This is a genomic window from Arthrobacter sp. OAP107, from assembly GCF_040546765.1.
In the GTDB taxonomy this organism is placed as follows: Bacteria; Actinomycetota; Actinomycetes; order Actinomycetales; family Micrococcaceae; genus Arthrobacter.
The window spans coordinates 85,972-108,113 of sequence record NZ_JBEPOK010000001.1 but is presented as its reverse complement, the minus strand read 5'-3'; the positions used below and the strand labels follow the sequence as shown (position 1 = coordinate 108,113).

Below are 22,142 nucleotides of genomic sequence, written 5' to 3'. Positions count from 1 at the left end.
TTCATTTGCTCCTTAGGAAATCGAGGCTTTGCTGGGTCCACTGGTTTTCGAGGCGGATGGTTTCGTCCTCGGAGTCCTGCCATGGCAGCCAGTGTTCGACGATCTGGTTGATGTTTCTTTCTTTGGGCTGAAGCTTTTCGACCATGTAGTCGTAGTCGAGGAGGCCTTCGCCGAGCGGCGCGCCGGAGTATGTGAATCCGACCCACCCCTCCTTGCGGCTGAACGCAAAGTCTTTGATGTGCATGTTCAGGACATGGGGTGCGACGGCGTCAATCACCTCACGCGGCGACTCCAGGGCCGCCACGGTATTGGCCGGGTCGCTGCACACGCCCAGGTACAGGCTTCCGACGCGCTCGATGACCTCCAGGATCCGGGCAGTGGGGACCTGTTCGTAGGTCTCCACCGCGATCCGCACCCCGGCCGCCTTGAACTCGGGCAGGACCTCGGTGAAGATCTCCACCGCCTCATCCGCCGTCGGACTGTGGCCCGGGATGTTGAACATGGTCCGCAGCAGCGGCGCCCCCAGGATCCTGGCGATGTGCAGGAACTTCCGGAGGTGTTCGGGCCGGATGCCCTTGGTGCCCAGCTCGAGGCTGATCCCGAGCGAGTCGGCGGTGGACCGGACGTCCCGCAGTTCGTCGTCGGCCATGGTTTCCAGCGGCGCATAGTCGCAGATCTGGAACAGGTCCACACCCAGCGCCGCGGTCCGCTCCAGCGCCTCGTGGATGCTCAGCGGCTTGCTCACCTTGTCGGAGAGCTGCCAGAAGAACGCGTAGCTGCTCAATCCAATTTTTGAACCCGATCCAATCCGGCTCATGCTGCAACTTCCTTCGCACCAAGCCGCTGTGCGGCCTCGTCCAGGATGTCCTGGACCGCGGACGGCTTGTGGGCGAAGCGGCCCAGGAACAGTCCGCTGACCGCGGGGCCAAGCTGGCTGATGAGGCCGGGGCCGGCGCTGCCTCCGTAGATCACCCGGCTGTCTTCCTGGCCCGGGCGGCTGCGCAGGTGGGTGTCCAGTCCGGTGATGACTTCGCTGATGAAACCGGGCGAGGCCGGTTCGGCTGCGCCGATGGCCCACTGCGGCTCGTAGGCCACGATGGTGCGCCCGGCGGTGCCCAGGCTTCCGGCACGGTTCAGGACGCCGTCGATTTCACGGATGCAGTGCTTGATGGCGTCCGCCGCGGTGCCGTGTCCGGGTTCGCCCACGCACAGCACCGGGGTGAGGCCGTTGCGGTACGCCGCAGCGGTCTTCAGCCCGATCACGTCGTCATCCTCACCGAAGATGCGGCGGCGCTCGGCGTGGCCCACCTCGGCGTACCGGCCGCCGGTTTCGGCCACCATCTTGCCGCTGACCTCGCCGGTGAAGGCGCCCTCGTCCTCCCAGAAGATGTCCTGGGCACCTGCGGCGGCCTTGGCGGCGGACAGGATCCGCGCGCACTCGGGCAGCACCGGGTGGGCCGGCAGGGCGAACAGTTCAATGTCGCCGCTGCGGACAGCCGGGTGGGCGGAGGCGATTCGCGCCACGTCCCGGCACCAGTCCAGGGTCCGCTCGTAGCCGAAGTACATCTTCAGGCTGACGCCGATGATCGCCTTTGGCTGCGTAGTGCCGCCGGCGGCGGCGGGGTTAGCAGGAAGTGACACCCTCGTAGTCCTTAATCAGGGTGACCTTCCCGGCGGAAGCCGAGGATTCGTCAAAGGTGTAGGTGAGCCATTCCTTGGCGAGGCGGCGGGCGAGTTCCAGGCCCACGACGCGCTGGCCGAAGGTGAGGACCTGGGCGTTGTTGGACAGGATGGAGCGCTCAACGGAGAAGCTGTCGTGCGCGGTGACCGCCCGGATACCGGGGACCTTGTTCGCGGCGATTGCCACGCCCAGGCCCGTGCCGCAGACCAGCAGGGCACGGTCGGCCTTGCCGGCGGCGATGAGTTCGGCGGCGGCGATGGCCACGGACGGGTACGGGGTGTGGCTGGTGGCGTCCACTCCGACGTCGGTCACGGACTCGACCAGTTCACTGGCTTCCAGGTCCGCCTTCAGGGCTTCCTTGTACTCGAATCCGGCGTCGTCGGAACCGACGACCAGGCGCAGTTTGGCGCTCATGCGTTCTCCTTAGTGGTTGCTGCAGCTTTCGCCTCGGCGAAGGTGTTGTGGATGGCGCGGACGATCAGCGCCATGGATACGGCGCCGGCGTCCGGGGTGCCCAGGCTCTTCTCGGCGTGCGGGCGTGCCCTGCCCATGAGGGGCAGCAGGTTGGCGGTTTCCTCCGCGGCCTGCTGGGCCACCGCGGCTGCCGCACCCCAGGCGTCGGTGAGGGACTGCCCGGAGCCGGCGGCTGCGGACAGGGCGTCGCGGAACGGAACCAGCACGTCCACGAGGGTCTTGTCGCCCACCTTGGCCTTGCCAAAGCCCATGATCGAGGCGGCGGCCTCCGCCACTCCGGCGGCGACAGCGCCGGCGTCGGGCGTGGTGCTGTCCCCCAACGCGTCCCCGACCGCCCGCAGCGCCATGCCCCAGAGCGCACCGGAGGTGCCGCCGGCACGGTCGGCCCAGGCGTCGGCGGCCAGGTGCAGGGTGGTCGCCGCGCCGGCACCGCGTTCGACGGCGTCAGTTGCGGCCTCGACCGCTGCCCGGACACCGCGCTCCATGCCGATGCCGTGGTCACCGTCGCCGGCGATCGCATCGATGCGGCCCAGTTCCTCGACGTTCGCGTCGATGACGTCCTTGGCGGCGCCGAGGGCGGCCAGGACATGGACCGCGGCGGCACGCGACTCGTCCGTGGCTTCAGGGATGGACGCCTCGGCCTCGGCGAGATCGACGTCGTCGGCTTCCAGGGCTGCGGCGGTGACCGTGCCGCGGCGGAAGGCTGGAGCATCGCATGGTGCGTTCCAGAGGGTTTCGAGCTCCTCGTCCAGCCAGAACAGGGTCAGCGAGGTGCCGGCCATGTCGAAGCTGGTGACCAGCTCGCCGACCTGCGGGTCAACGGCTTCCAGGCCGGCCTCGGCCAGGAGCTGGGCGACGCGGCGGTAGACCACGAACAGTTCCTCGTACTTGACGCTGCCCAGGCCGTTGAGGATCGGGACCACCTGCGCCCCCCGGGCCTGAAGGCCCTCCGGAATTTCGGTGAGCAGCTTGCCCACGAGCAGTCCGGCGAGCTCATCCGCCGTCGGAATATCTGTTTCACCGATACCGGACTCGCCATGGATGCCCATGCCTACGGCCATCCGGCCCTCGGGGACGGTGAACAGCGGGGTCTCGGCACCCGGAAGGGTGCAGCCGGTGAACGCGACGCCGAAGGACCGGGTGCGGCCGTTGGCGCGTTCGGCGATTTCGACCGTGGCGTCCATGCTGTAGCCGGCCTCGGCAGCGGCGGCCGCGACCTTGAAGACGGTCAGGTCACCTGCGATGCCGCGCCGCTTCTGCCGTTCTGCGGGCGGAGCGGAGGAGACGTCGTCGGTGACGGCGATGCTGCGGCAGTCGATGCCCTCGCGGCGGAGGCGTTCTTGCGCCTGGCTGAAGTGCAGGACGTCGCCGGCATAGTTGCCGTAGCCCAGCAGGACACCGGCGCCGTTGTTGGCCGCCTTGGCCACGCTGTAGACCTGCTGCGCGGAAGGGGACGCGAATAGGTTGCCCATCGCGGCGCCGTGGGCCAGGCCCTGGCCCACCAGGCCGGCGAACGCCGGATAGTGGCCGGAGCCGCCGCCGATCACCAGTGCCACAGTGCCCGGTGTGCTCCTCGTGCTGCGGGCCACGCCGCCGGAAACGCGCCGCACCCACCGGCCGTGCGAGGCAACAAAGCCCTCGATCATCTCATCAGCAAACGCTGCGGGTTCATTGAACAGGCGGGTCATGGGGAACTCCTGGGACTATCAGTGGAAATCGTGGGACGCTGCGGTCGGGGTGGTGACCCAACTGACTGGCAGTTGTTGTCGTTATGGCCGTCCAAAACGACAACAACTGCGAGTTAGTTGGGCGAGCCGGCACTCAGGGCTCGGAGTGGTGTCCGGCGCCCGTGGGGTCCAGCGCCTCGGCGGGAATGCCCTCGCTGGCCTTGCCGGAGCGGCTGAGCGCCAGCATCAGGACGCAGGACAGGAGCATGAAGCCGCCGACGACGAACATCGGGACGGTGTAGCTGCCGGTCCAGTCCTTGAGCCAGCCGGTGATGTAGCCGGCGCTGAAGCCTGCCAGGTTGCCCATGGTGTTGATCAGGGCGATGCCCGCCGCGGCTGCCGCACCTGTGAGGAACTGCGTGGGAACGGTCCAGAAGTTGGGCAGTGCCGCGAAGATGGACATGGCCGTGATGGTGATGACGGCGATGGTGGCTGCCGGGGATCCGGCGAACAGGGCCAGCGGGATGCTTAGGCCGCCCACCAGGGCAGGAACTGCGATGTGCCAGGTCTTGACGCCCCGCCTGGTGGCGTCCTTGGACCAGAAGTACAGGGCGAAGGCTGCCGGCAGGTACGGGATCGCGGTGATGAGCCCCTTCTGGAAGACATCGAACTTGGCGCCGTAGAGGCCTTCGAAGCCGGAGATGATGGTGGGCAGGAAGAATCCGAGGGCGTAGAGGCCGTAGATGAAACCGAAGTAGATCGCGGACAGGACCCAGACGCGGCCGTTGCCGAAGACGGTGCGGACGCTGACGTGCTTGTTGCTGGCGACGGTCTCGTTCTTTTCCTTCTCCAGGGCACCCGTCAGCCAGGTCTTCTCTTCAGCGGTGAGCCACTTCGCCTTTGCCGGGTTGTCTGCCAGGTAGAACCAGGCGATGACACCGATGATGATCGCGGGGACCGCAACGCCGAAGAACATGACGCGCCAGCCGGCGAGGCCGAAGAGGCCGTGCTGCTGGATGAGGAGGCCCGCCAGCGGGGCACCGATGACGGTGGTCAGCGGCTGGGCCAGGTAGAAGAGCGCGAGGATCTTGCTGCGGTGCCGGGCCGGAACCCAGAGGCTCAGAAAGAGGATGGCGCCCGGGAAGAAACCGGCCTCGGCTACACCGAGGATGAAGCGCAGGATGTAGAGCTGCTCAACGTTGCCAACCCAGGTGAACAGAAGCGAGACGATGCCCCAGCTGACCATAATGCGGGCCAGCCAGCGCCGGGCGCCGAACTTGTGCAGGGCCAGGTTGCTGGGAACCTCGAGCAGGATGTAGCCGATGAAGAAGACGCCGGAGGCGAAGCCGAACTGCGCCGCACCGAGGGCCAGGTCCGTGTTCATGCCGTTGGGACCGGCGAAGGAGATGGCCGTGCGGTCCAGGTAGTTGATGAAGAACATCAAAGCGACGAACGGCACCAGCCGGATCGCCACTTTCCTGATTGCAGATCTTTCGACCACCGATTGTGTGGTGTCCACATTGACTCCTAGATGTTGGTAGCCCCGGCCGCGTCCTGCTCTGGATGCTTGGGGGTTTCTCTCAATGCCGTCCGCCGGAAGGAGACCGGCATTGGCTACGCGTTGTGAGATCAACCATAAGGCGAGAGGGGCAAATTGGTCAACCGGTTGACGGATTTCCTTGCCTGACCGCCGTTGTCCGCCGGGAATTGGTCAGCCGGTTGCTACCCTTTGAAGATGCCCGAAAACTCCGCAGCCGCTACTGCCAGGATCAGCGCCGCCCTTGGCCCCATGGAACAGGGATCGGTGGTTTCAGAGGTTGCGGAGCGCCTGCTGGCCTACTTCACCAGCGGAGACATCGCAGCCGGCACCAGGCTTCCTGCCGAACGCACGCTTGCGGCATCCCTCGGCGTTGGCCGGTCGGCGGTCCGCGAAGCGCTGGCGGCCCTGGAGATCCTGGGCATTGTGATCGTGCGCCCGGGCTCCGGCACCTATCTTCGGGACGGCGTCTCGGAACTGCTGCCGCGGACCCTGAGCTGGGGCCTGATGCTGGGCGCCCCCCGCACCCGCGAGCTGGTGGAGCTCAGAAGCGGGCTCGAGGTGCAGGCCGCGCAGCTGGCCGCTGAACGCATCGACGACGCTGCACTGGGCCGCATGCGCGAGAACCTGCAGGCCATGGAGGACAACCTCGAGGACCTGGCCGCGTTCGTCGAGGCGGACGCAGCGTTCCACCGTGAGATCGCTGTCAGTTCGGGCAACCAGGTACTCCGGGAGCTGCTGCAAAGCATCCGCTCGCTGCTTCGCATCTGGGTGGACCGGGCCCTGACCGACGAAGGCCATGCGGCCGCGGCGCTGAAGGAGCACCGCGCAATTTTCACCGCGCTGGAGGCCCACGATGCCGCCGCGGTCACCGCGACCATGCGTTCCCACATGCAGACTGCCACGCGCCGGCTGCTCGCGGGGTTCGACGCCGCCCAGTAGGGGGTCGGGCCGCGGCCGGGGCCGCCCTGTTTGGGGGTGCCGCCGTCAGGAATCTCGAAGGGCGCCGAGTCAGCCTGTGTCCATGGTCAATGCCCAGAGCGAGCCGGCGGGCTCCCGCGTCAGCGAGGCCCTCATGATGCTCGAAATGGAGCAGCGCGACGTCCTGCTGGCCCTGCATTACGGCCGGCTCACAGTCGCCGAGGTGGCCACGCAGTTCGACATTTCCCCCGCCCTGGTCAGCCGCCGGGCACTGGCCGCCCTGCGGAGCCTGCGCCGGTTGCTGGACCAGGGCGCTCAAGCCCCGGAGCGGCTTTAAGCTGCTTGCGGGCTGCGGCTGGAAAGCAACGGTTTTTCTAACCTGTATTCCATGGAAAAGATCACTCGCTGACGACGGACAGCTACCTGCCGGCGGTCAGCCAGAAAAGGCCACGGTCACCGGATCCATGGTCAGTGAATTCAGGGGGACATCGCGCGGCTCGCCCGCACCTAGACCGGTTTGCCACGCAGGCAGGCCGATTCGTTGAGTCCTTGACATGCCGGCCGGGCGGGCCTACAACGTGGCGTATCAGGCAGCAACATCTGCGTTCCAAGCCTTTATCCCGGAAGCAGAAATACCCACAACAGGAGGTTACGGTGGCAAGTCTAATCCGCAAGAGTTTCGACTCCCCCGAGGAGACCCGGCCGTTTGAGGACGGCAAGGGCCAGCTCCAGCTGGTCCACATGGAGGGCGGCGGAGTCGGCCGGGCCACGTTCGAGCCGGGATGGCGGTGGTCTGAGCACGTAAAACCGATCGCCAAGACGGACAGTTGCCAAGCGTCCCACATGGGTTACTTCATCTCGGGGCGGATGAAAGTTGTCATGGACGACGGCGAGGAGATGGAGTACGGGCCCGGCGATTTCGCCATCATGGCGCCCGGACATGATGCCTGGACCGTTGGCGATGAACCCTGCGTCGTAATCGACTGGCAAGGGTTCTCGGACTACGCGAAGAGGTGAGCAGCACGCCGGTGCCGCGCCAACCCGCGTTTGGGTTGGCTGGCGCCGGGCGTGACATCATACGGAACATGGCCCAGAAAATTGCGTTCCAGGGTGAGCCCGGCGCCAACTCAGATATTGCCTGCAAGCAGATGTTCCCCCATCTGGAAAGCGTTCCCTGCGCCAGCTTCGAGGACGCCTTCGAGTTAGTGTCAAGCGGTCAGACCGATCTGGCGATGATCCCGATCGAGAACTCCATCGCCGGCAGGGTGGCGGACATCCATCTGTTGCTGCCGCACTCGGGCCTGCAGATCGTGGGGGAGTTCTTCCTGCCCATCCACTTCGACCTGCTCGGCATTCCGGGCAGCACCATCGAGGGTGCCACTGAGGTCCACAGCCACATTCATGCCCTGGGCCAGTGCCGGAAGCTGATCCGCGAGGCCGGCCTCAAACCCGTGATCGCCGGTGATACCGCGGGGTCCGCCCGCGAGGTGCGCGACTGGAACGACCCCACCAAGCTGTCCCTTGCGCCGCCGCTGGCCGCCGAGCTCTACGGGCTGGAGGTCCTGGCATCAGCGGTCGAGGACGATCCCTCCAACACCACCCGCTTTGTGGTCCTGGCCAGGGAAACCGGACTTCCAGCCCGGGAGGCACTGCCCGGTCCGGCCGTCACCAGCTTCGTGTTCCGTGTGCGGAACGTCCCTTCCGCCCTCTACAAGGCCTTGGGCGGCTTCGCCACGAACGGCGTGAACATGACCCGGCTGGAAAGCTACATGGTGGGCAACGAGTTTGCCGCCACCATGTTCATGGTGGATGTCGAGGGGCACCCCGAGGACCTGCCGCTGAAGCTGGCCCTGGAGGAACTGGACTTCTTCACCACTGAGGTGTGGATCCTTGGCGTCTACCCGGCCGCCGAACACAGAACACAGCGTGCGGCCGGCAGCTAACCCGCGGTGTTGCCCTGCGGCCTGTTCCGGACCTTGAGGGCTTCCCGGACCAGCAGGCCTGCCAGCAGGGCCCAGAACGCCGCCCCGATGCCCAGGAAACTCAGCCCTGATGCGGCCACCAGGAAGGTCACTACGGCGCCCGTCCGCTCGCCCGGCTCTGCCAGCGCCGAGGCGGCAGACCCGGCGAGCGTGCCCAGCAGGGCGAGTCCGGCGACTGCCTCCAGGACCCCCGGCGGAGCCGCGGCCACCAGCGCGGCGAGCCCCGCGGAGAAGGCACCCAGGATTAGGTAGGCCAACCCCGATACGAAGCCGGCCACCCAGCGCCGGCCGCGCTCTGCGCCTGCTTCCTCCCCTGCGGCCAAAGCTGCGCTGAGCGCGGCAAGGTTGATGGCATGTCCGCCGAACGGAGCTGCCAGCAGCGTACCGGCCCCGGTGACCAGCATGGATGCCCGCCAGGGAGCCCGGTAACCGAACGACCCCAGCACCGCCACGCCGGGAACGTTTTGGGATGCCATGGTGACGATGTACAGCGGCAGCGCGATCCCCGCCACGGCGCCCAGCGACCAGGCAGGCGTGGTCCACTCCATCGCCGGCAGCAGGCCCTCCGCGGGCACTGCCCGTCCTTCAACAACCAGCTGTATTGCGATGCCGGCGAGCGCCACTGCCAGCGCGCCGGGAACTGACCAGCGGGGCGCGAACCGTGACAGCACCAGCCAGCAGAGCAGGACCGGAACCACCAGCAGCGGGGCAGTCTGCAGCGCCTTCACCGGGGCAAGGCACAACTGCAGCAAAACCCCCGCCAGCATGGCCTGCGCCAGCGCCCTGGGAATGCTGCTGATGAGCCTGCCCAGCGGGCGGACCAGCCCCGTCACAGCGATCAGAACCCCGGTCACCAGGAAGGCGCCGACGGCCGCCGGCCACCCGCCGTCGGGCACTCCCGCGACCGCCAGCAGGGCGGCGCCCGGCGTTGACCAGGCGAGGGTCACCGGCAGCCGGGTCCGCCAGGCAAGGACTACGACGCCGATTCCCACCACCAGGCAAAGGGCCAGGAGACCGCTCGACGCCTGCTGCGGGTTCGCCCCCACGGCACGGAGGCCGGAAAGGACTACGGCGAAGGTCGACGTGAAACCTACCAGCGCCGTCACGATGCCGGCCATGACCGGCCTTACCAGCCCCTCGGAGACCGGGGCAGCGGGGTCGAGGGATATTCGGGGTGATGACAGCGGCATGTGAAAGTACGTTACCGGAGACTGCCACGCCGGTACCTTGTCATCGTGTCCAGGGCGATGCAGACTTTGGTGGACCACCTGCCCTGACCGCCAGGCCGAAGGAGTCCGCCGTGAACCCGCTGCACGCGTTAGTTGATGCCATTGAACACTTCGACCGGCTGGACGGGGTGGCGTCCGCCATCTCCAAGGCCGTTGGAAAGGCCGTGCAGCCGCGGCCTGTCCGCAACACCCTCAGCGGCACGGCCCTGGGCCACCCGCTTCATCCCGTCCTGACCGACTTCCCCATCGGCGCATGGACTATGGCAACTGTCCTGGACGCCGTTGGAGGGCCCGCCTCCGAGCCGGCCGCGGACATCCTGGTCGCCGTCGGAATAGCAACGGCCCTACCAACCGCAGCGGCCGGCCTCAACGACTGGTCAGACACGCAGGGAAAATCACGAAGGGTGGGCCTGGTCCACGCGGTGGCCAACGGAACGGCGCTGTGCCTGTTTTCGTCCTCGGCCGTGGCCCGCGCCTCGGGCAGCCGGAGCATCGGAAAGACACTTGGGCTGGCCGGCTTCGGCGTCCTGATGTTTGGCGGCTTCCTCGGCGGCCACCTCACCTTCAGCAACGCGGTCAACGTCAACAGGACAGCAGACAGGACAGGACCCAGAAAGTGGACACCCGTCCTGGCGGAATCCGAACTCGCTGACGGGGAGCACCGGAAAGTGGATGCAGGCAAAGTCTCCGTCCTGCTGTACCGCTCCGGGGCCGGGATCCTGGCCCTCGACAGCGTGTGCAGCCACATGGGCGGCCCGCTCGAGGAGGGAACCATCGCCGACGGCTGCGTCACCTGCCCCTGGCACGGCAGTACGTTCCGGCTCGGCGACGGCCACATCGTCCGCGGGCCGGCAACCACTCCGCAGCCAAGCTACGAAGCCAGGGTGAATGACGGCCAGGTTGAGGTCCGCCGGCGCGGCTAGAAAAGGCGCTGGAAGGCCTTTCCCCTCGCCATCGCCGAATGGGCCATCAAGGGCGCAGCGGCCGACGGCAGCACCAAGGACGTCCAGGGCAGGACGGCCGACGTGCTGCGATCCCGTTCGCGTCCCCGGAAGTCCCGGCCAAAAAAATTTCCGGATGCCTGTCGATTTCCGCAAGACCCGTTCGACGGGATAGTAGACGGACGCACACGGCGTCCACGTCAAGGCAAGGAGAGAACCATGAAGTACATGTTCATCATGCGCGCCACGGACGAAGCCATCGAAGCGTCGAAGCAGGTTCCGTTCGAGGAGATCCTCAACCAGATGGGCGCCTACAACGAACAGCTCATCAAGGCCGGCGTCATGCTCGCCGGCGAGGGCCTGACCGATCTGTCCGAAGGCTCGGCCTTCGTGGTCGATTTTGCCGAGGAACCGCCCGTGGTGACGGACGGCCCTTACGGCGAAACGCATGAGCTGTTCAACGGCTTCTGGATTGTCCAGGTGGCCTCCAAGGAAGAGGCGAAGGAGTGGGCGAGCCGTTGCCCGCTGGGTCCCGGTTCGAAGCTTGAGGTCCGCCGGATAGCCGAGGCGGACGACTTCGCCGACTTCGCCGACAACGAGTACATCAAGAAGGAAGCGGTGTGGCGCCAGGAACTGAACCAGCCCTGAGTGCGGGCCGGCAGGAACGGGCAGGCTGTGGCTGGCGGGCCCGTGAGTGAGGAGGCGGCGGCCTCGGTCCGGCGTCGGATTGATGCGCTGTGGCGCATCGAGGGCGCCCGCATCATCGCGGCCCTCGCCCGTGCCACCCGGGACGTGGGCTTCGCCGAGGACCTGGCGCAGGAAGCCCTGGCCGAGGCCCTGGCCCAATGGCCGGAATCCGGGACGCCGGGCAATCCTGCCGCATGGCTCACCGCTGTCGCCAAGCGCAAGGCCATCGATGCGTGGCGCCGGTCCGAGCGGCTCGAGGAGCGGTACCGGGCCATTGCCCGGGACTTGGAGGATGACGACGGCGTGCCCTGGGTTCCGCTGGAGGACGACGTGCTCAGGCTCGTGTTCACCGCCTGCCATCCGGTCCTCTCCCGGGAGGCCCAGATGGCACTGACCCTGCGGGTGGTGGGCGGCCTCACCACCGAGGAAATTGCGCGGCTCTTCCTCGTTCCGGTCGCCACCGTGCAGCAGCGCATCGTGCGGGCCAAGAAAACGCTCGCGGCGGCCCGGGTGCCTTTCGAGGTTCCCGAGCCCAACGAGTGGGGCGCCCGGCTGGGCACGGTCCTCGGCGTCGTGTATCTAATGTTCACGGAAGGCTACGCCGCCACCTCGGGGGACGCGTGGATTCGGCCCGACCTGGCAAACGAGGCACTGCGGATCGGGCGCATCCTGGCCGGGCTGGTCCCCCGCGAACCCGAGGCCCACGGGCTGGTGGCGCTGATGGAGTTCCAGGCCTCCCGTTTCCCGGCCCGCACCAGGCCCGACGGGTCACCGGTCCTGCTGGCGGACCAGGACCGGACCCGGTGGGACCGGGCGCAGATCGGACGGGGCCGTGCCGCCCTGCGCCGCTGCGACGCGCTGGGGCGGGGCCTCGGCAACTACGCATTGCAGGCTGCGATCGCCGAGTGCCACTCGATCGCGCCAAGCGTCGATGGCACCGACTGGCAGCGGATCGTGCTGCTCTATGAGGCGCTGGGCAGGATCGCGCCCAGCCCCGTGGTGGAACTGAACCGGGCCGTGGCGGTATCCATGGCTACGGGACCGGCAGCCGCGCTGGCCATCGTGGACAGCCTCGCCACCGGGGGTGCCCTGCGCGGAACGCACCTGCTGCCAAGCGTCCGCGGCGAGCTGCTGGTCCGGCTCGGGCGGGCCGGGGAGGCGCGTTCCGAATTCATCACGGCTGCCGGACTGGCCAGGAACCAGCGCACACGGGAGCTTCTGGAGGAGCGCGCCGCAGGCATCTCGCCGGCGCCGGGCCCCTTGCCCGGTTAACCTGGCCAGTCCTGCTCAGCTCCGGCCGTCCGGCTCAGCCGCCGAAGGTGACGTCCTTGGTCTCTGCCACCCCGGCGGTCCGGCCTGGCCCCGTGTGGTATTTCCAGTAGAGGTTGGTGTGCGCAATGACCTGGTCCGGCGGAGGGGCGCCCCACCCGGTCAGGTCCTCCGTGGTGTGGGCGTCGCCGACCAGCGTCACGTCGTAGCCGCGGACGAAGGCCCCGTGGATGGTGGACCTGATGCATTCGTCCGTCTGCGCTCCGGAGACCATCAGCCGGCCCACCGCCGCCGTAGCCAGCACCTGCTCCAGGTCGGTGCCGTCGAAGGCGTCGCTGAATGACTTATGCACCACCGATTCCTGCTCGCGGCGCCTCAGCTCGGGCACGTACTCCCAGGCCTCGCTGCCCTTCTCCAGCCGGTCGTCTGAATGCTGGACCCAGACAACGGGTACCCCTGCTGCGCGGCCCGGTCCACCAGCGTGCCGATGTTGGCCACCACTGCATCCCGCTGGTGTGCCTCGGCCACGACGCCCTTCTGCATATCAAGCACCACGAGGGCAGTGTTGGGCCGGTCCGGCAGCGTGGTCATGATGGTCTCGGCGTGGTCATGATGAGCTCCTCTGCCGGCGGGTAGGTGGGAATCCAGCCTAGGAGCCGGCGCTGTCATTGGGAACAGCCGGGCATAAGCAATCGGAGTATCTTTTGAAGGCAGCAAGCATCAGTTTAGGTGCGACCGCTTGCGCGGTCATCGTCCGCCGGATCGGGACCTGGCTGGCAGGGACGGAGCCCGCCGGAGTATAGTAATCCAAATTCGAGCCCCGCCATCTACCATTGAGGCGGCATAAAATGCCTAAATTAGCGCTGGCTAAAGCGTTGCTTGCGGGGGCAACTCTGCTAGGCGTAGTTGTAACAAGTGCCTGCGACGCGCCGCCGTCAGGGGGAGTTACCACCACGCAGCAGATGTCAGCGCCAGCCACGGCGCAGGCGGGCGGTGTGCCGTGGTTCGGGGGATACTTCGACACGACTCTCGTTCCTTCCAAGCAGTTAGAACACTCATCAAGCCTTGGGTCGGTCACAACGGTGTTGTCATTCATCGTGGCGGATCCCAAGAGCCCTTGCGAACCGTCTTGGGACGGGTTCTACGATTTAGAGCAGGCCGGAAGCAAGCTCAATCTCGACGCGCAGGTCGAGCAATTCCGGCACCAAGGAAACGACGTGGCCGTTGCCTTCGGTGGACAGCTTGGAACAGAATTGGCAGTGGCCTGCACCGATGAAGCAGCCTTGGCCCAAGCCTATTCGGCGGTGATTTCGAAGTACGGGTTGGACGTGATCGATCTGGACATTGAGGACCCAGGTCTGGCCGATGCGGCAGCGGCCAAGAGGCGTTCTAAGGCCATCGCGCAACTTCAGCAAGAACGTGGACCTGACGCACCCCTCAAGGTGTGGCTGACCCTCCCGGTTTCAGACACCGGGCTGACCAGCGAGGGGGAATTCGGCGTAAAAACCATGCTCGAGGCAGGAGTCGAGCTCACCGGCGTCAACATAATGGTGATGAATTTCGGGCCGCTCGATGCCGGGCAAAGCATGCTCGGCGCGTCAACCAGTGCTGCAAATGGCACCCATGCCATGCTCTCCGCCTTGTACAGGAAGGCCGGCAAACCACTGGACAGCGCGGCGGTGTGGAAGAGAATTGGGCTGACGCCGATGGTAGGAATAAACGACGTCAAGGGGCAGACATTTACCCTCAGTGACGCGGAAGGACTCAACGCTTTTGCCTTGGAGCAAGGAATAAGCCGGATATCCATGTGGTCGGTGAACCGCGACGGCCCATGCCCTCAGACCAAACCAAGCCAGTCCGACGGCAAACCCTCTGACAACTGCAGCGGTGTCAAGCAGCAGCCGGGGGAGTTCGCCAAATTGCTCAGTCAGTCCTACACGGGCTAGCCGCATGACCCGCATCCTGCTCATCGGCCCGCCCGGCTCGGGCAAAGGCACCCAGGCGCGACGGCTCAGCGGACAGCTGCACATCCCGGAGATCTCCACCGGGGACATGTTCCGCAGCCATCTGGCCAACGGCTCGCCCCTAGGCCGGGAAATCAAGGAATTCCTCGACGCCGGCAACCTCGTCCCGGACAGCCTCACCACGGCAATGCTGCGGGAGCGGCTGCAGGAACGGGACGCGAGGGACGGCTTCCTGCTGGACGGCTATCCGCGCACCGTGAGCCAGATGGACGACCTCGACGGCATCCTGGATGCGGCCGGAACCAGGCTCGATGCGGTGGTGGAAATTACCGCCCACGACGACGAAATCGTCCGCCGGCTGCTGCTCCGGTCCGACGCCGAGGGACGCAGCGATGACACCGAGGACGTCATCCGGCACCGGCTCGAGCTGTACCGGCAGGAGACGGAGCCCGTCATCGAACGCTATGGCCGGCGTGCCCTGGTGGTGAGAGTTGACGGCACGGCGGACATGGACTCGGTCACCGTCAGCGCGCTGCAGGGCATTGAAGCCATCAGGGCGCAGCCCTGAAACCAGCCCTGTCCTGAAACCAGCGCTGTACTGGGCAGCCCTTCACCCCGCCTTCCACACATACCGCCGCTCGGGACGCCCGACGCCGTACTTGAGTGTCACGTCCACCAGCCCCTCGTCGTTGAGGTACTCGAGATAGCGCCGGGCACTGACACGCGAGGTGCCCACCTGCTCAGCCAGTTCCGCGGCCGACACGTCGCCGCCACCGGCGCGCAGCGCTTTCTCCACCAGCTGGAGCGTCTCGGCGCTGCAGCCCTTCGGCAGCGGCCGGTCCGCACGTTCCAGCCCAAAGACGCGGTTGACGTCCGACTGCTCCGCCACGTCCTTGGACGAGTCGAGGCTTTGGTAGGTGTTGCGGTAGTGCTCCAGCCGCTCCTGCAGGTCGGTCTGCGAGAACGGCTTGATGAGGTAGTGCACGATCCCGCCGCGGAGCGCCTTCCGCACGGTCTCCACCTCGCGCGCAGCGCTGATCACCAGCACGTCCAGCTCGGGCGCCACGTCCCGCAGCTGGTGCATCAGGTCCAGGCCGTTGACATCGGGCAGGTGGATGTCCAGCAGCACCAGGTCCGGCTGCAGCCGTGCGGTCTCCAGCACCGCCTGCGCGCCCGTGTGCGCCACCCCGACGACGGCGAACCCCGGCGTGCGCTGGATAAAACCGGCGTGGACTTTAGCCACCATGAAGTCGTCATCGACGATAAGTACGTTGATCAAGGCTGCTCCCCTTTATGCATCGGCGGTTTTGCGCGTCAGCAGTGCCGTAAATACCGCGCCGTGGTCGTTCCGGACGGTGAGCCGCCCGCCGCGGCGCTGGCAGACCACCCTGGCGAGGGCCAAGCCATAGCCGCGGCCGCCGTCGGGCGAATTTTTGGTACTAAACCCCTGCCGGAAAATGTCGTCCATGACCTCCACCGGAACCCCCGGTCCGGAGTCCCGCACGTCAACCCGAACGCCGCCGTCGTTCTGTTCGATGAGGACCTCGACCTTGGCTTCGGAGGTGTTGGTGACGGCGTCCAGCGCGTTGTCCACCAGGTTGCCCACCACGGTGGTCAGGTCACGGGACAGTTCCTCATCCACCCTGCCCAGCCGGGACTCATCGGCGAGCTGCAGGGACACTCCGCGCTCGGCGGCGAGGCTGGACTTGGCAATGAACAGCGCGGCCAGGGCGGGATCCTCGATCCTGCTGGTCACGTCGTCGTTCAGGCGGGTCCGGTTCGACGTCGTGCCGTTGACGAACTGGACGACGGCGTCATACTCACCGATCTGGATCAGGCCGGAGATGGTGTGCAGCTGGTTGGCGAACTCGTGCGCCTGCGCCCGGAGGGTGTCGGTGGCAGTCCGCGTCGTGCCCAGCTCGCGTTCCAGGGACGCCAGCTCCGTCCTGTCCCGCAGGGTGGTGACGGAGCCGATCACGCGGCCGTGCGAGCGGATCGGCATCCGGTTCAGCACCACCAGCTTCTCGCCCACCAGGACCAGCCGGTCCGGGCCGGGCTGGTCCTCGGTGAGGACCTCGCGCAGCATCGGCGGCACCGCAAGGCTCCCGAGATCCTTGCCCACGCAGTCGTGCGGCAGGTTCAGCAGGCTCCGCGCGCTGTCGTTGGCCACCGTGATCCGCTGCTGGGGGTCCAGCGCCACCACGCCTTCCTTGAGCCCGTGCAGCATCGCCTCCCGGTTCTCCACGAGGCCGGTGATCTCCTCCGGCTCCATGCCCAGCGTCTGGCGTTTGACGCGGCGGGCCAGCAGGAGCGAACCGGCCACGCCCAGGACGCTTGCCACGCCCAGATAGGTCAGCAGGTTCGGAACAGCATCGCCCAGCCGCTCCAGCACGGACGGGAAGCTCCTGCCCACCACGGCGATGCCCACCATCTTCCCGGCGTCGTCCAGCACCGGCACGTGGGCCACAACGGCTTCGCCGGTTCCGGTGCCGACCACCCCGGTCCACGCCCGCCCGGACATTACCGCGCTGTCACCGAGTTCCAGCTGGCGGCTCTCCTGGGACGGATCCGACGACGTCACCACCGTCCGGTCGGCCCGGGCCAGTGCCACCTGGGAGGATCCCGAAATCGTGCGCACCGCTTCGGACACCGAGGGGAGCACGGAGTTGCCCTGGGGCTGGGCATCCGGCAGCAGGCTTCGGACGGCCGGATTCGCTGCCAGCGTCTCCGCGGCCGAGAGGGCCCGGCGGCCCTCAACGCGTTCAAAAGCTGCCGCCGACTGGGCCAGCGAGATCGCCACCACGGCCACGAGCACAGCCAATACGATCAGGAGCTGCAGCCGAAGATACTGCCCCGCAAGGGACATTCCTCGCCGTCGAGTCATGTGCTGCTGTTCTTCCTGTGGGTGCGTGGGTGGGGTGAACTATACCTGACACGGTACCGGGCCCGGCCCTCCGTTTGCCGCCCCGTTGGAGCGCGGAAACGTGAACGAAATGAACTTAACTTTCTCTGCTTACACAAGAGTGAGCCCGGTCACGTTGGGCCCTAGCATCGGAACCACCCCGATCAAACGGACCAAAAACGAGAAGAGGAACAACATGCGCGGAATGAGCGCACTGCGCGTGGCCGCAGTAGCCGCAGGCATTGCCCTGATGGCGTCCGGCTGCGGAGCTACCGGCAAGACTGCCGCCGGCCCCTCCACGAGTGGAGCCAGCGTCGCACCCCTCACCGGGCTGCGGATCATGGTGCCGAACACCGCCGGCGGCGGCTACGACACCACCGCCCGGGCGGCGGCGAAGGTTCTCGACGACGAGAAGCTCGCCCCGAACACCGAAGTCTTCAACCTGGCCGGCGCCGGCGGCACGGTGGGCCTGGCGCGCGTCGTGAACGAAAAGGGCAACGGCGACCTCGCCATGCTCATGGGGCTGGGCGTCGTCGGCGCCAGCTACACCAACAAGTCCGAGTCGAAGCTGACCGACACCACCCCGCTGGCCCGCCTCATCGAAGAGCCCGGCGCCATCATGGTGTCCAAGGATTCCCCGTACAAGACCATCGACGACCTGGTGGCCGCCTGGAAGAAGGACCCGTCCAAGGTCAGCGTCGGCGGCGGCTCCTCGCCCGGCGGCCCGGACCACCTCCTGCCCATGCAGCTCGCTGGCGCCGTGGGCATCGACGCCACCAAGGTCAACTTCGTCTCCTACGACGGCGGCGGCGACCTGCTCCCGGCAATCATCGGCAACAAGCTGGGCTTCGCGGCCTCCGGCGCCGGCGAATACCTGCAGCAGATCAAGTCCGGAGATGTCCGCGTCCTCGCCACGAGCGGCGAGAAGCGGCTGGAAGGCGTGGACGCCCCCACCCTCAAGGAATCCGGCATCGACCTGGTCTTCACCAACTGGCGCGGCATCGTGGCCCCTCCCGGCATCAGCGACGCAGACCGCGACGCCCTGATCGCCACGCTGGAGAAGATGCACGAGTCGGCGGCCTGGAAGGAAGCCCTGAAGACGCACAGCTGGACCGATGCCTTCATCACCGGCGATGAGTTCAAGTCCTTCCTGACCGACCAGGACAAGCGCGTCGCCGACGTCCTGACGAAGCTCGGCCTGGCGTGACCTCTCTGTCCACCCGCCTTAAAGGCCGCTCCGAGCTGGGCGTTGCAGCCCTGCTCGGGGCGGCCGGCGCCCTGGTCCTGCTGGACGCAGCGCGCCTGGTTGTGCCCTACTCCCAGTCAGATCCGGTGGGCCCCAAAACCCTTCCCCTCATCGTGGGAGCACTCCTGCTGGTCTGCGCAGTCATGCTGGCGGTCAATGTGTTGCGCGGCGGCCGCGGCGAGGCCGAGGCCGGCGAGGACGTCGACCTGACCCACCCCGCTGACTGGAAGACCGTCCTCCCGCTGGCCGGCGCGTTCATCGCCAACATCCTGCTCATCGACTGGGCCGGCTGGGTCATCTCCGGAACGGTGCTCTTCTGGGGCAGCGTCTGGGCCCTTGGTAGCCGCCACTACGTCCGCGACGGACTGATCTCCCTGGCGCTGTCCCTGCTGACCTTCTACGGCTTCTACCTCGGCCTTGGCATCGCACTTCCCGCCGGGCTTCTTGAAGGGATTCTCTAGATGGACATCTGGTCCTCACTCATGGGCGGGTTCGCGACGGCGCTGACCCCCATGAACCTCCTGTACGCCTTCATCGGCGTCCTGCTGGGCACCGCCGTCGGCGTGCTGCCCGGCATCGGGCCGGCCATGACCGTGGCCCTGCTGCTTCCCGTGACAACCGTCCTGGAACCCACCAGCGCATTCATCATGTTCGCGGGCATCTACTACGGCGGCATGTACGGCGGCTCCACGACGTCGATCCTGCTCAACACTCCCGGCGAATCGTCCTCGGTGATCACGGCTATCGAGGGCAACAAGATGGCCAAGGCCGGCAAAGCCGCCCAGGCGCTGGCGACGGCGGCCATCGGCTCGTTCGTCGCCGGCACCATCGGCACCACACTCCTGGTGGTCTTCGCGCCGATCGTCGTCCAGTTCGCCGTCAGCCTCGGTTCGCCGAGCTACTTCGCCATCATGATGCTCGCGCTGCTGGCAGTCACCGCAGTCCTGGGCGCCTCACGGCTGCGCGGCTTTGCTTCCCTCGGCCTCGGCCTGGCCATCGGCCTGGTGGGCATCGACTCCGTGACAGGCCAGCGTCGCCTGACCTTCGGCCAGCCCCTGCTGGCTGACGGCCTCGACGTCGTCGTTGTCGCGGTGGCGATTTTCGCCGTCGGTGAGGCCCTCTGGGTCGCGGCGCACCTGCGCCGCACACCCCTACAAATCATCCCGGTCGGCCGGCCCTGGATGGGCAAGCAGGACTGGAAGCGGTCCTGGAAGCCGTGGCTGCGCGGCACGGCCTTCGGTTTCCCCTTCGGTGCGCTGCCTGCCGGCGGCGCCGAGATCCCGACCTTCCTCTCCTACGTCACGGAGAAGCGGCTCTCCAAGCACCCTGAGGAGTTCGGCAAGGGTGCCATCGAGGGCGTTGCCGGGCCCGAGGCTGCCAACAACGCCGCCGCTGCCGGCACGCTGACCCCGATGCTCGCCTTGGGTCTGCCGACGAACGCGACGGCCGCCGTGATGCTCGCCGCGTTCGTGCAGTTCGGCATCCAGCCCGGCCCGCTGCTGTTCCAGAATGAAGGCCCCCTGGTGTGGGCGCTGATCGCCAGCCTCTTCATCGGCAACACGCTGCTCCTGCTGGTCAACCTGCCCCTGGCGCCGGTGTGGGCCAAGCTGCTCCGCCTGCCGCGCCCGTACCTGTACGCCGGCATCCTGTTCTTCGCCACGCTGGGCGCCTACGCAGTGAACCTGCAGGCCTTCGACCTGGCGATCCTGCTGGTCCTTGGCTCGCTCGGCTTCATGATGCGCCGCTACGGCCTGCCCGTCCTGCCGCTGATCCTCGGCCTCATCCTCGGGCCGCGCGCCGAAGGCCAGCTGCGGAAGACCCTGCAGCTGAGCGCGGGCGACGTGTCCGGCCTCTGGAGCGAGCCGATCGCCGTCGTCGTCTACATCATCGTTGCCGTTGTCCTGGCTTGGCCGCTCCTGGCCAGGCTCTGGCGCCGCCTGCGGCCGCGGCCCGCCGCGCTGGCCATGGCCGGTGGGCCCGCCGATGGACCCTCTGTTGATGAACACTCTGCCGCGGGACGCCCGGTTGAGGAATCTGAAGCCGGATCCTATCTTTCGCCCGCTGTTGAGGCACCCGCTGCCGTGCGATCTGCGGCCAAACGACCTGCTGATGCCGGCCGCCGCCGGGCGGACGCCAACCATGCCAGCCACGCCAACCACGGACAGGAGAACGAATGAGCATCATTGTCGGCTACGTCCCCACCGCCGAGGGCACGGCTGCCCTGGACCGGGCCATCACGGAGGCCCACAAGAGCCAAACGCGGCTGGTCATCATCAACTCCTCCCGGGGAGACGCCATGGTGGATAAGCGGTACGCCCAGGCTGCCGACATCAACCAGGTGACCGACCGGCTGGAGCAGGAAGGGATTGAGCACCTGGTCCTGCAACCGGTCCGCGGCAACGACGCGGCCAACGAGGTGCTGGACGCCGCGGAAAAGTACCGGGCCGAACTCATCGTGATCGGCCTCCGGAAGCGGACCCCGGTAGGGAAGCTGATCATGGGCAGCACGGCCCAGCAGATTTTGCTGGAGGCATCGTGCCCTGTGCTGGCCGTCAAAGCCAGCTAGCCTCAGGAGGTAGGGGCCTGCTTCGGCAGGTTCCTGCCTCCTTGGTTTAAGCGCCGGTTTCATTCAGCGCAGGTCTCATTTCACGGCAGAAGGACAGCATGCAGCAGCTCGCGATTCTCGACGATTACCAAGGCGTGGCCCACAGCTTCGCCGACTGGAGCTCCCTCGAACAGCGTGGCGTCGCCGTCACCGCGTTCAACCGGCACCTCGCCACGGAAGCGGAGGTTGTGGAAGCACTGCAGGACTCCAGCATCATCATTGCCATGCGGGAGCGGACGCCGTTTCCCGAAAGCGTCCTTGAAAAGCTGCCCCGGCTGAAGCTGCTTGTCACCACCGGCGCCGCCAATGCCTCGATCGATGTGGAGGCAGCATCACGGCTGGGGATCACCGTCTGCGGAACGGGCGGCTCGCCCACGGCCGCGCCCGAGCTGACGTGGGCACTGCTGCTGGCGTTTGCCCGGAACCTTACGCAGGAGGAGGCCGGACTTCGCGACGGACGGTGGCAGACCGGCGTCGGCTTCGAACTGTCCGGCAAGACCCTCGGAATCGTGGGGCTCGGGAAGATCGGGACGCGGATGGCCGGCTACGGCCGGGCCTTCGGTATGGAGGTGCTGGCCTGGAGCCAGAATCTGACCGAGGAGGCCGCCGCGGCGGCCGGTGCCCGGAAGGTGGGCAAGGAAGAGCTGTTCCGGGAGTCCGACGTCGTGTCCCTGCATCTGCGGTTATCGCCGCGCTCGGAGGGAATAGTCAGTGAACGCGAACTGCGGCTGCTCGGCCCGGACGGCGTGCTGGTGAATACCGCCCGCGGTCCCCTGGTGGACCAGCAGTCGCTGGTCACGGCGCTGCATGAGGGCTGGATCCGCGGGGCGGCGCTCGACGTGTTCGACCAGGAACCGCTGCCGGCCGGCCATCCCCTTCTTGACGCGCCACGGACCCTGCTGGCCCCGCACCTGGGATACGTGACCGACGCCAGTTACCGCGCGTTCTTCGGCGGCGCGCTCGAGGACGTCACGGCGTGGCTGGACGGCGCACCGATCCGGGTGCTCGCGCCGTAGCGTTTCCGGAAGGTAGGAAAC

General features: G+C 67.1%; 22 protein-coding genes and 1 pseudogene. 14 read left to right on the top strand and 9 right to left on the bottom strand.

The features are described from left to right. Position 1: 1 nt before the first annotated feature. The 5 genes from ABIE00_RS00465 to ABIE00_RS00445 form a co-directional block, all read right to left on the bottom strand. Positions 2 to 817, bottom strand: a complete 816-nt coding sequence (locus ABIE00_RS00465; protein ID WP_354255318.1) for a sugar phosphate isomerase/epimerase family protein — start codon at positions 815 to 817, stop codon at positions 2 to 4. Then, entirely contained in the window at positions 814 to 1,641 is an 828-nt protein-coding gene (locus ABIE00_RS00460; RefSeq protein ID WP_354255315.1) for a triose-phosphate isomerase family protein, read from the bottom strand. Before ABIE00_RS00460 ends, ABIE00_RS00465 begins: the two co-directional genes overlap by 4 nt. Beyond that, positions 1,625 to 2,095, bottom strand: a complete 471-nt coding sequence (locus ABIE00_RS00455; RefSeq protein WP_354255313.1) for a ribose-5-phosphate isomerase — start codon at positions 2,093 to 2,095, stop codon at positions 1,625 to 1,627. Before ABIE00_RS00455 ends, ABIE00_RS00460 begins: the two co-directional genes overlap by 17 nt. Then, on the bottom strand, positions 2,092 to 3,843 hold the full coding sequence (locus tag ABIE00_RS00450; RefSeq protein ID WP_354255310.1) for a dihydroxyacetone kinase family protein: 1,752 nt from the start codon (positions 3,841 to 3,843) through the stop codon (positions 2,092 to 2,094). The genes ABIE00_RS00455 and ABIE00_RS00450 overlap by 4 nt, the downstream gene beginning before the upstream one ends. A 133-nt stretch (positions 3,844 to 3,976) precedes the next feature. After that, on the bottom strand, positions 3,977 to 5,341 hold the full coding sequence (locus ABIE00_RS00445; protein WP_354255307.1) for an MFS transporter: 1,365 nt from the start codon (positions 5,339 to 5,341) through the stop codon (positions 3,977 to 3,979). Between the two features lie 216 nt (positions 5,342 to 5,557). Here ABIE00_RS00445 and ABIE00_RS00440 point away from each other — a divergent pair, with 216 nt between their 5' ends. The 4 genes from ABIE00_RS00440 (at position 5,558) to ABIE00_RS00425 (ending at position 8,223) form a co-directional block, all read left to right on the top strand. Continuing rightward, positions 5,558 to 6,301, top strand: a complete 744-nt coding sequence (locus ABIE00_RS00440; RefSeq protein ID WP_354255304.1) for a FadR/GntR family transcriptional regulator — start codon at positions 5,558 to 5,560, stop codon at positions 6,299 to 6,301. A gap of 82 nt (positions 6,302 to 6,383) precedes the next feature. Continuing rightward, the gene (locus ABIE00_RS00435) at positions 6,384 to 6,617 is read left to right on the top strand and encodes a sigma factor-like helix-turn-helix DNA-binding protein (protein WP_354255301.1); all 234 of its coding nucleotides are present in this window, start codon (positions 6,384 to 6,386) and stop codon (positions 6,615 to 6,617) included. A gap of 317 nt (positions 6,618 to 6,934) precedes the next feature. Beyond that, positions 6,935 to 7,297, top strand: a complete 363-nt coding sequence (locus ABIE00_RS00430) for a cupin domain-containing protein (RefSeq protein ID WP_354255298.1) — start codon at positions 6,935 to 6,937, stop codon at positions 7,295 to 7,297. A gap of 68 nt (positions 7,298 to 7,365) precedes the next feature. After that, positions 7,366 to 8,223: a prephenate dehydratase gene (locus ABIE00_RS00425; protein WP_354255295.1), complete on the top strand. Its 858-nt coding sequence runs from the start codon at positions 7,366 to 7,368 to the stop codon at positions 8,221 to 8,223. Here ABIE00_RS00425 and ABIE00_RS00420 read toward each other — a convergent pair. Beyond that, positions 8,220 to 9,452 (bottom strand): benzoate/H(+) symporter BenE family transporter, encoded by a 1,233-nt coding sequence (locus ABIE00_RS00420; protein ID WP_502914177.1) that lies wholly within the window; start codon positions 9,450 to 9,452, stop codon positions 8,220 to 8,222. The genes ABIE00_RS00425 and ABIE00_RS00420 overlap by 4 nt on opposite strands. A 110-nt stretch (positions 9,453 to 9,562) precedes the next feature. Between ABIE00_RS00420 and ABIE00_RS00415 the strand changes: the two genes are divergently transcribed. From ABIE00_RS00415 to ABIE00_RS00405, 3 genes are all read left to right on the top strand, one after another. Then, a complete protein-coding gene (locus ABIE00_RS00415; protein WP_354255292.1) occupies positions 9,563 to 10,414 on the top strand; it encodes a Rieske (2Fe-2S) protein in 852 nt (283 codons plus the stop codon). 237 nt (positions 10,415 to 10,651) lie between these two features. Then, entirely contained in the window at positions 10,652 to 11,080 is a 429-nt protein-coding gene (locus ABIE00_RS00410; RefSeq protein ID WP_354255289.1) for a YciI family protein, read from the top strand. Between the two features lie 42 nt (positions 11,081 to 11,122). After that, positions 11,123 to 12,391 carry an RNA polymerase sigma factor gene (locus ABIE00_RS00405; RefSeq protein ID WP_354255286.1) on the top strand — a complete coding sequence of 423 codons (1,269 nt, stop codon included), beginning with the start codon at positions 11,123 to 11,125 and terminating at the stop codon, positions 12,389 to 12,391. Between the two features lie 34 nt (positions 12,392 to 12,425). On the opposite strand, the pseudogene ABIE00_RS00400 reads toward ABIE00_RS00405, so the two are convergent. After that, positions 12,426 to 12,931, bottom strand: a pseudogene (locus tag ABIE00_RS00400) (isochorismatase family protein). A gap of 305 nt (positions 12,932 to 13,236) precedes the next feature. Here ABIE00_RS00400 and ABIE00_RS00395 point away from each other — a divergent pair. Together ABIE00_RS00395 and ABIE00_RS00390 are read left to right on the top strand one after the other, a co-directional pair. Then, on the top strand, positions 13,237 to 14,334 hold the full coding sequence (locus ABIE00_RS00395) for a chitinase (RefSeq protein WP_354255283.1): 1,098 nt from the start codon (positions 13,237 to 13,239) through the stop codon (positions 14,332 to 14,334). A 4-nt stretch (positions 14,335 to 14,338) separates the two neighbouring features. After that, positions 14,339 to 14,920 (top strand): adenylate kinase, encoded by a 582-nt coding sequence (locus tag ABIE00_RS00390; protein WP_354255280.1) that lies wholly within the window; start codon positions 14,339 to 14,341, stop codon positions 14,918 to 14,920. 42 nt (positions 14,921 to 14,962) lie between these two features. Here the strand turns inward: ABIE00_RS00390 and ABIE00_RS00385 are convergent, their stop codons facing one another. Then, a complete protein-coding gene (locus tag ABIE00_RS00385) occupies positions 14,963 to 15,631 on the bottom strand; it encodes a response regulator (protein WP_354255277.1) in 669 nt (222 codons plus the stop codon). 12 nt (positions 15,632 to 15,643) lie between these two features. Then, a complete protein-coding gene (locus tag ABIE00_RS00380) occupies positions 15,644 to 17,218 on the bottom strand; it encodes a sensor histidine kinase (protein WP_354263228.1) in 1,575 nt (524 codons plus the stop codon). Between the two features lie 232 nt (positions 17,219 to 17,450). On the opposite strand from ABIE00_RS00380, the gene ABIE00_RS00375 reads away from it, so the two are divergent. The 5 genes from ABIE00_RS00375 (at position 17,451) to ABIE00_RS00355 (ending at position 22,121) form a co-directional block, all read left to right on the top strand. Continuing rightward, on the top strand, positions 17,451 to 18,461 hold the full coding sequence (locus ABIE00_RS00375) for a Bug family tripartite tricarboxylate transporter substrate binding protein (protein WP_331574391.1): 1,011 nt from the start codon (positions 17,451 to 17,453) through the stop codon (positions 18,459 to 18,461). Beyond that, positions 18,458 to 18,961, top strand: a complete 504-nt coding sequence (locus ABIE00_RS00370) for a tripartite tricarboxylate transporter TctB family protein (protein ID WP_331574393.1) — start codon at positions 18,458 to 18,460, stop codon at positions 18,959 to 18,961. The genes ABIE00_RS00375 and ABIE00_RS00370 overlap by 4 nt, the downstream gene beginning before the upstream one ends. Then, a complete protein-coding gene (locus ABIE00_RS00365; protein ID WP_354255273.1) occupies positions 18,962 to 20,677 on the top strand; it encodes a tripartite tricarboxylate transporter permease in 1,716 nt (571 codons plus the stop codon). After that, positions 20,674 to 21,066: a universal stress protein gene (locus ABIE00_RS00360; protein ID WP_354255271.1), complete on the top strand. Its 393-nt coding sequence runs from the start codon at positions 20,674 to 20,676 to the stop codon at positions 21,064 to 21,066. Before ABIE00_RS00365 ends, ABIE00_RS00360 begins: the two co-directional genes overlap by 4 nt. A gap of 98 nt (positions 21,067 to 21,164) precedes the next feature. After that, on the top strand, positions 21,165 to 22,121 hold the full coding sequence (locus tag ABIE00_RS00355; protein ID WP_354255269.1) for a D-2-hydroxyacid dehydrogenase family protein: 957 nt from the start codon (positions 21,165 to 21,167) through the stop codon (positions 22,119 to 22,121). Positions 22,122 to 22,142 lie beyond the last annotated feature (21 nt).

Coding starts and splice junctions, on each gene's coding strand:
- ABIE00_RS00465 (WP_354255318.1), bottom strand. CDS start 817: ATGAGCCGGATTGGATCGGGTTCAAAAATTGGATTGAGCAGCTACGCG.
- ABIE00_RS00455 (WP_354255313.1), bottom strand. CDS start 2,095: ATGAGCGCCAAACTGCGCCTGGTCGTCGGTTCCGACGACGCCGGATTC.
- ABIE00_RS00450 (WP_354255310.1), bottom strand. CDS start 3,843: ATGACCCGCCTGTTCAATGAACCCGCAGCGTTTGCTGATGAGATGATC.
- ABIE00_RS00440 (WP_354255304.1), top strand. CDS start 5,558: ATGCCCGAAAACTCCGCAGCCGCTACTGCCAGGATCAGCGCCGCCCTT.
- ABIE00_RS00435 (WP_354255301.1), top strand. CDS start 6,384: ATGGTCAATGCCCAGAGCGAGCCGGCGGGCTCCCGCGTCAGCGAGGCC.
- ABIE00_RS00425 (WP_354255295.1), top strand. CDS start 7,366: ATGGCCCAGAAAATTGCGTTCCAGGGTGAGCCCGGCGCCAACTCAGAT.
- ABIE00_RS00420 (WP_502914177.1), bottom strand. CDS start 9,452: ATGCCGCTGTCATCACCCCGAATATCCCTCGACCCCGCTGCCCCGGTC.
- ABIE00_RS00410 (WP_354255289.1), top strand. CDS start 10,652: ATGAAGTACATGTTCATCATGCGCGCCACGGACGAAGCCATCGAAGCG.
- ABIE00_RS00395 (WP_354255283.1), top strand. CDS start 13,237: ATGCCTAAATTAGCGCTGGCTAAAGCGTTGCTTGCGGGGGCAACTCTG.
- ABIE00_RS00390 (WP_354255280.1), top strand. CDS start 14,339: ATGACCCGCATCCTGCTCATCGGCCCGCCCGGCTCGGGCAAAGGCACC.
- ABIE00_RS00380 (WP_354263228.1), bottom strand. CDS start 17,218: ATGTCCCTTGCGGGGCAGTATCTTCGGCTGCAGCTCCTGATCGTATTG.
- ABIE00_RS00375 (WP_331574391.1), top strand. CDS start 17,451: ATGCGCGGAATGAGCGCACTGCGCGTGGCCGCAGTAGCCGCAGGCATT.
- ABIE00_RS00365 (WP_354255273.1), top strand. CDS start 18,962: ATGGACATCTGGTCCTCACTCATGGGCGGGTTCGCGACGGCGCTGACC.
- ABIE00_RS00360 (WP_354255271.1), top strand. CDS start 20,674: ATGAGCATCATTGTCGGCTACGTCCCCACCGCCGAGGGCACGGCTGCC.
- ABIE00_RS00355 (WP_354255269.1), top strand. CDS start 21,165: ATGCAGCAGCTCGCGATTCTCGACGATTACCAAGGCGTGGCCCACAGC.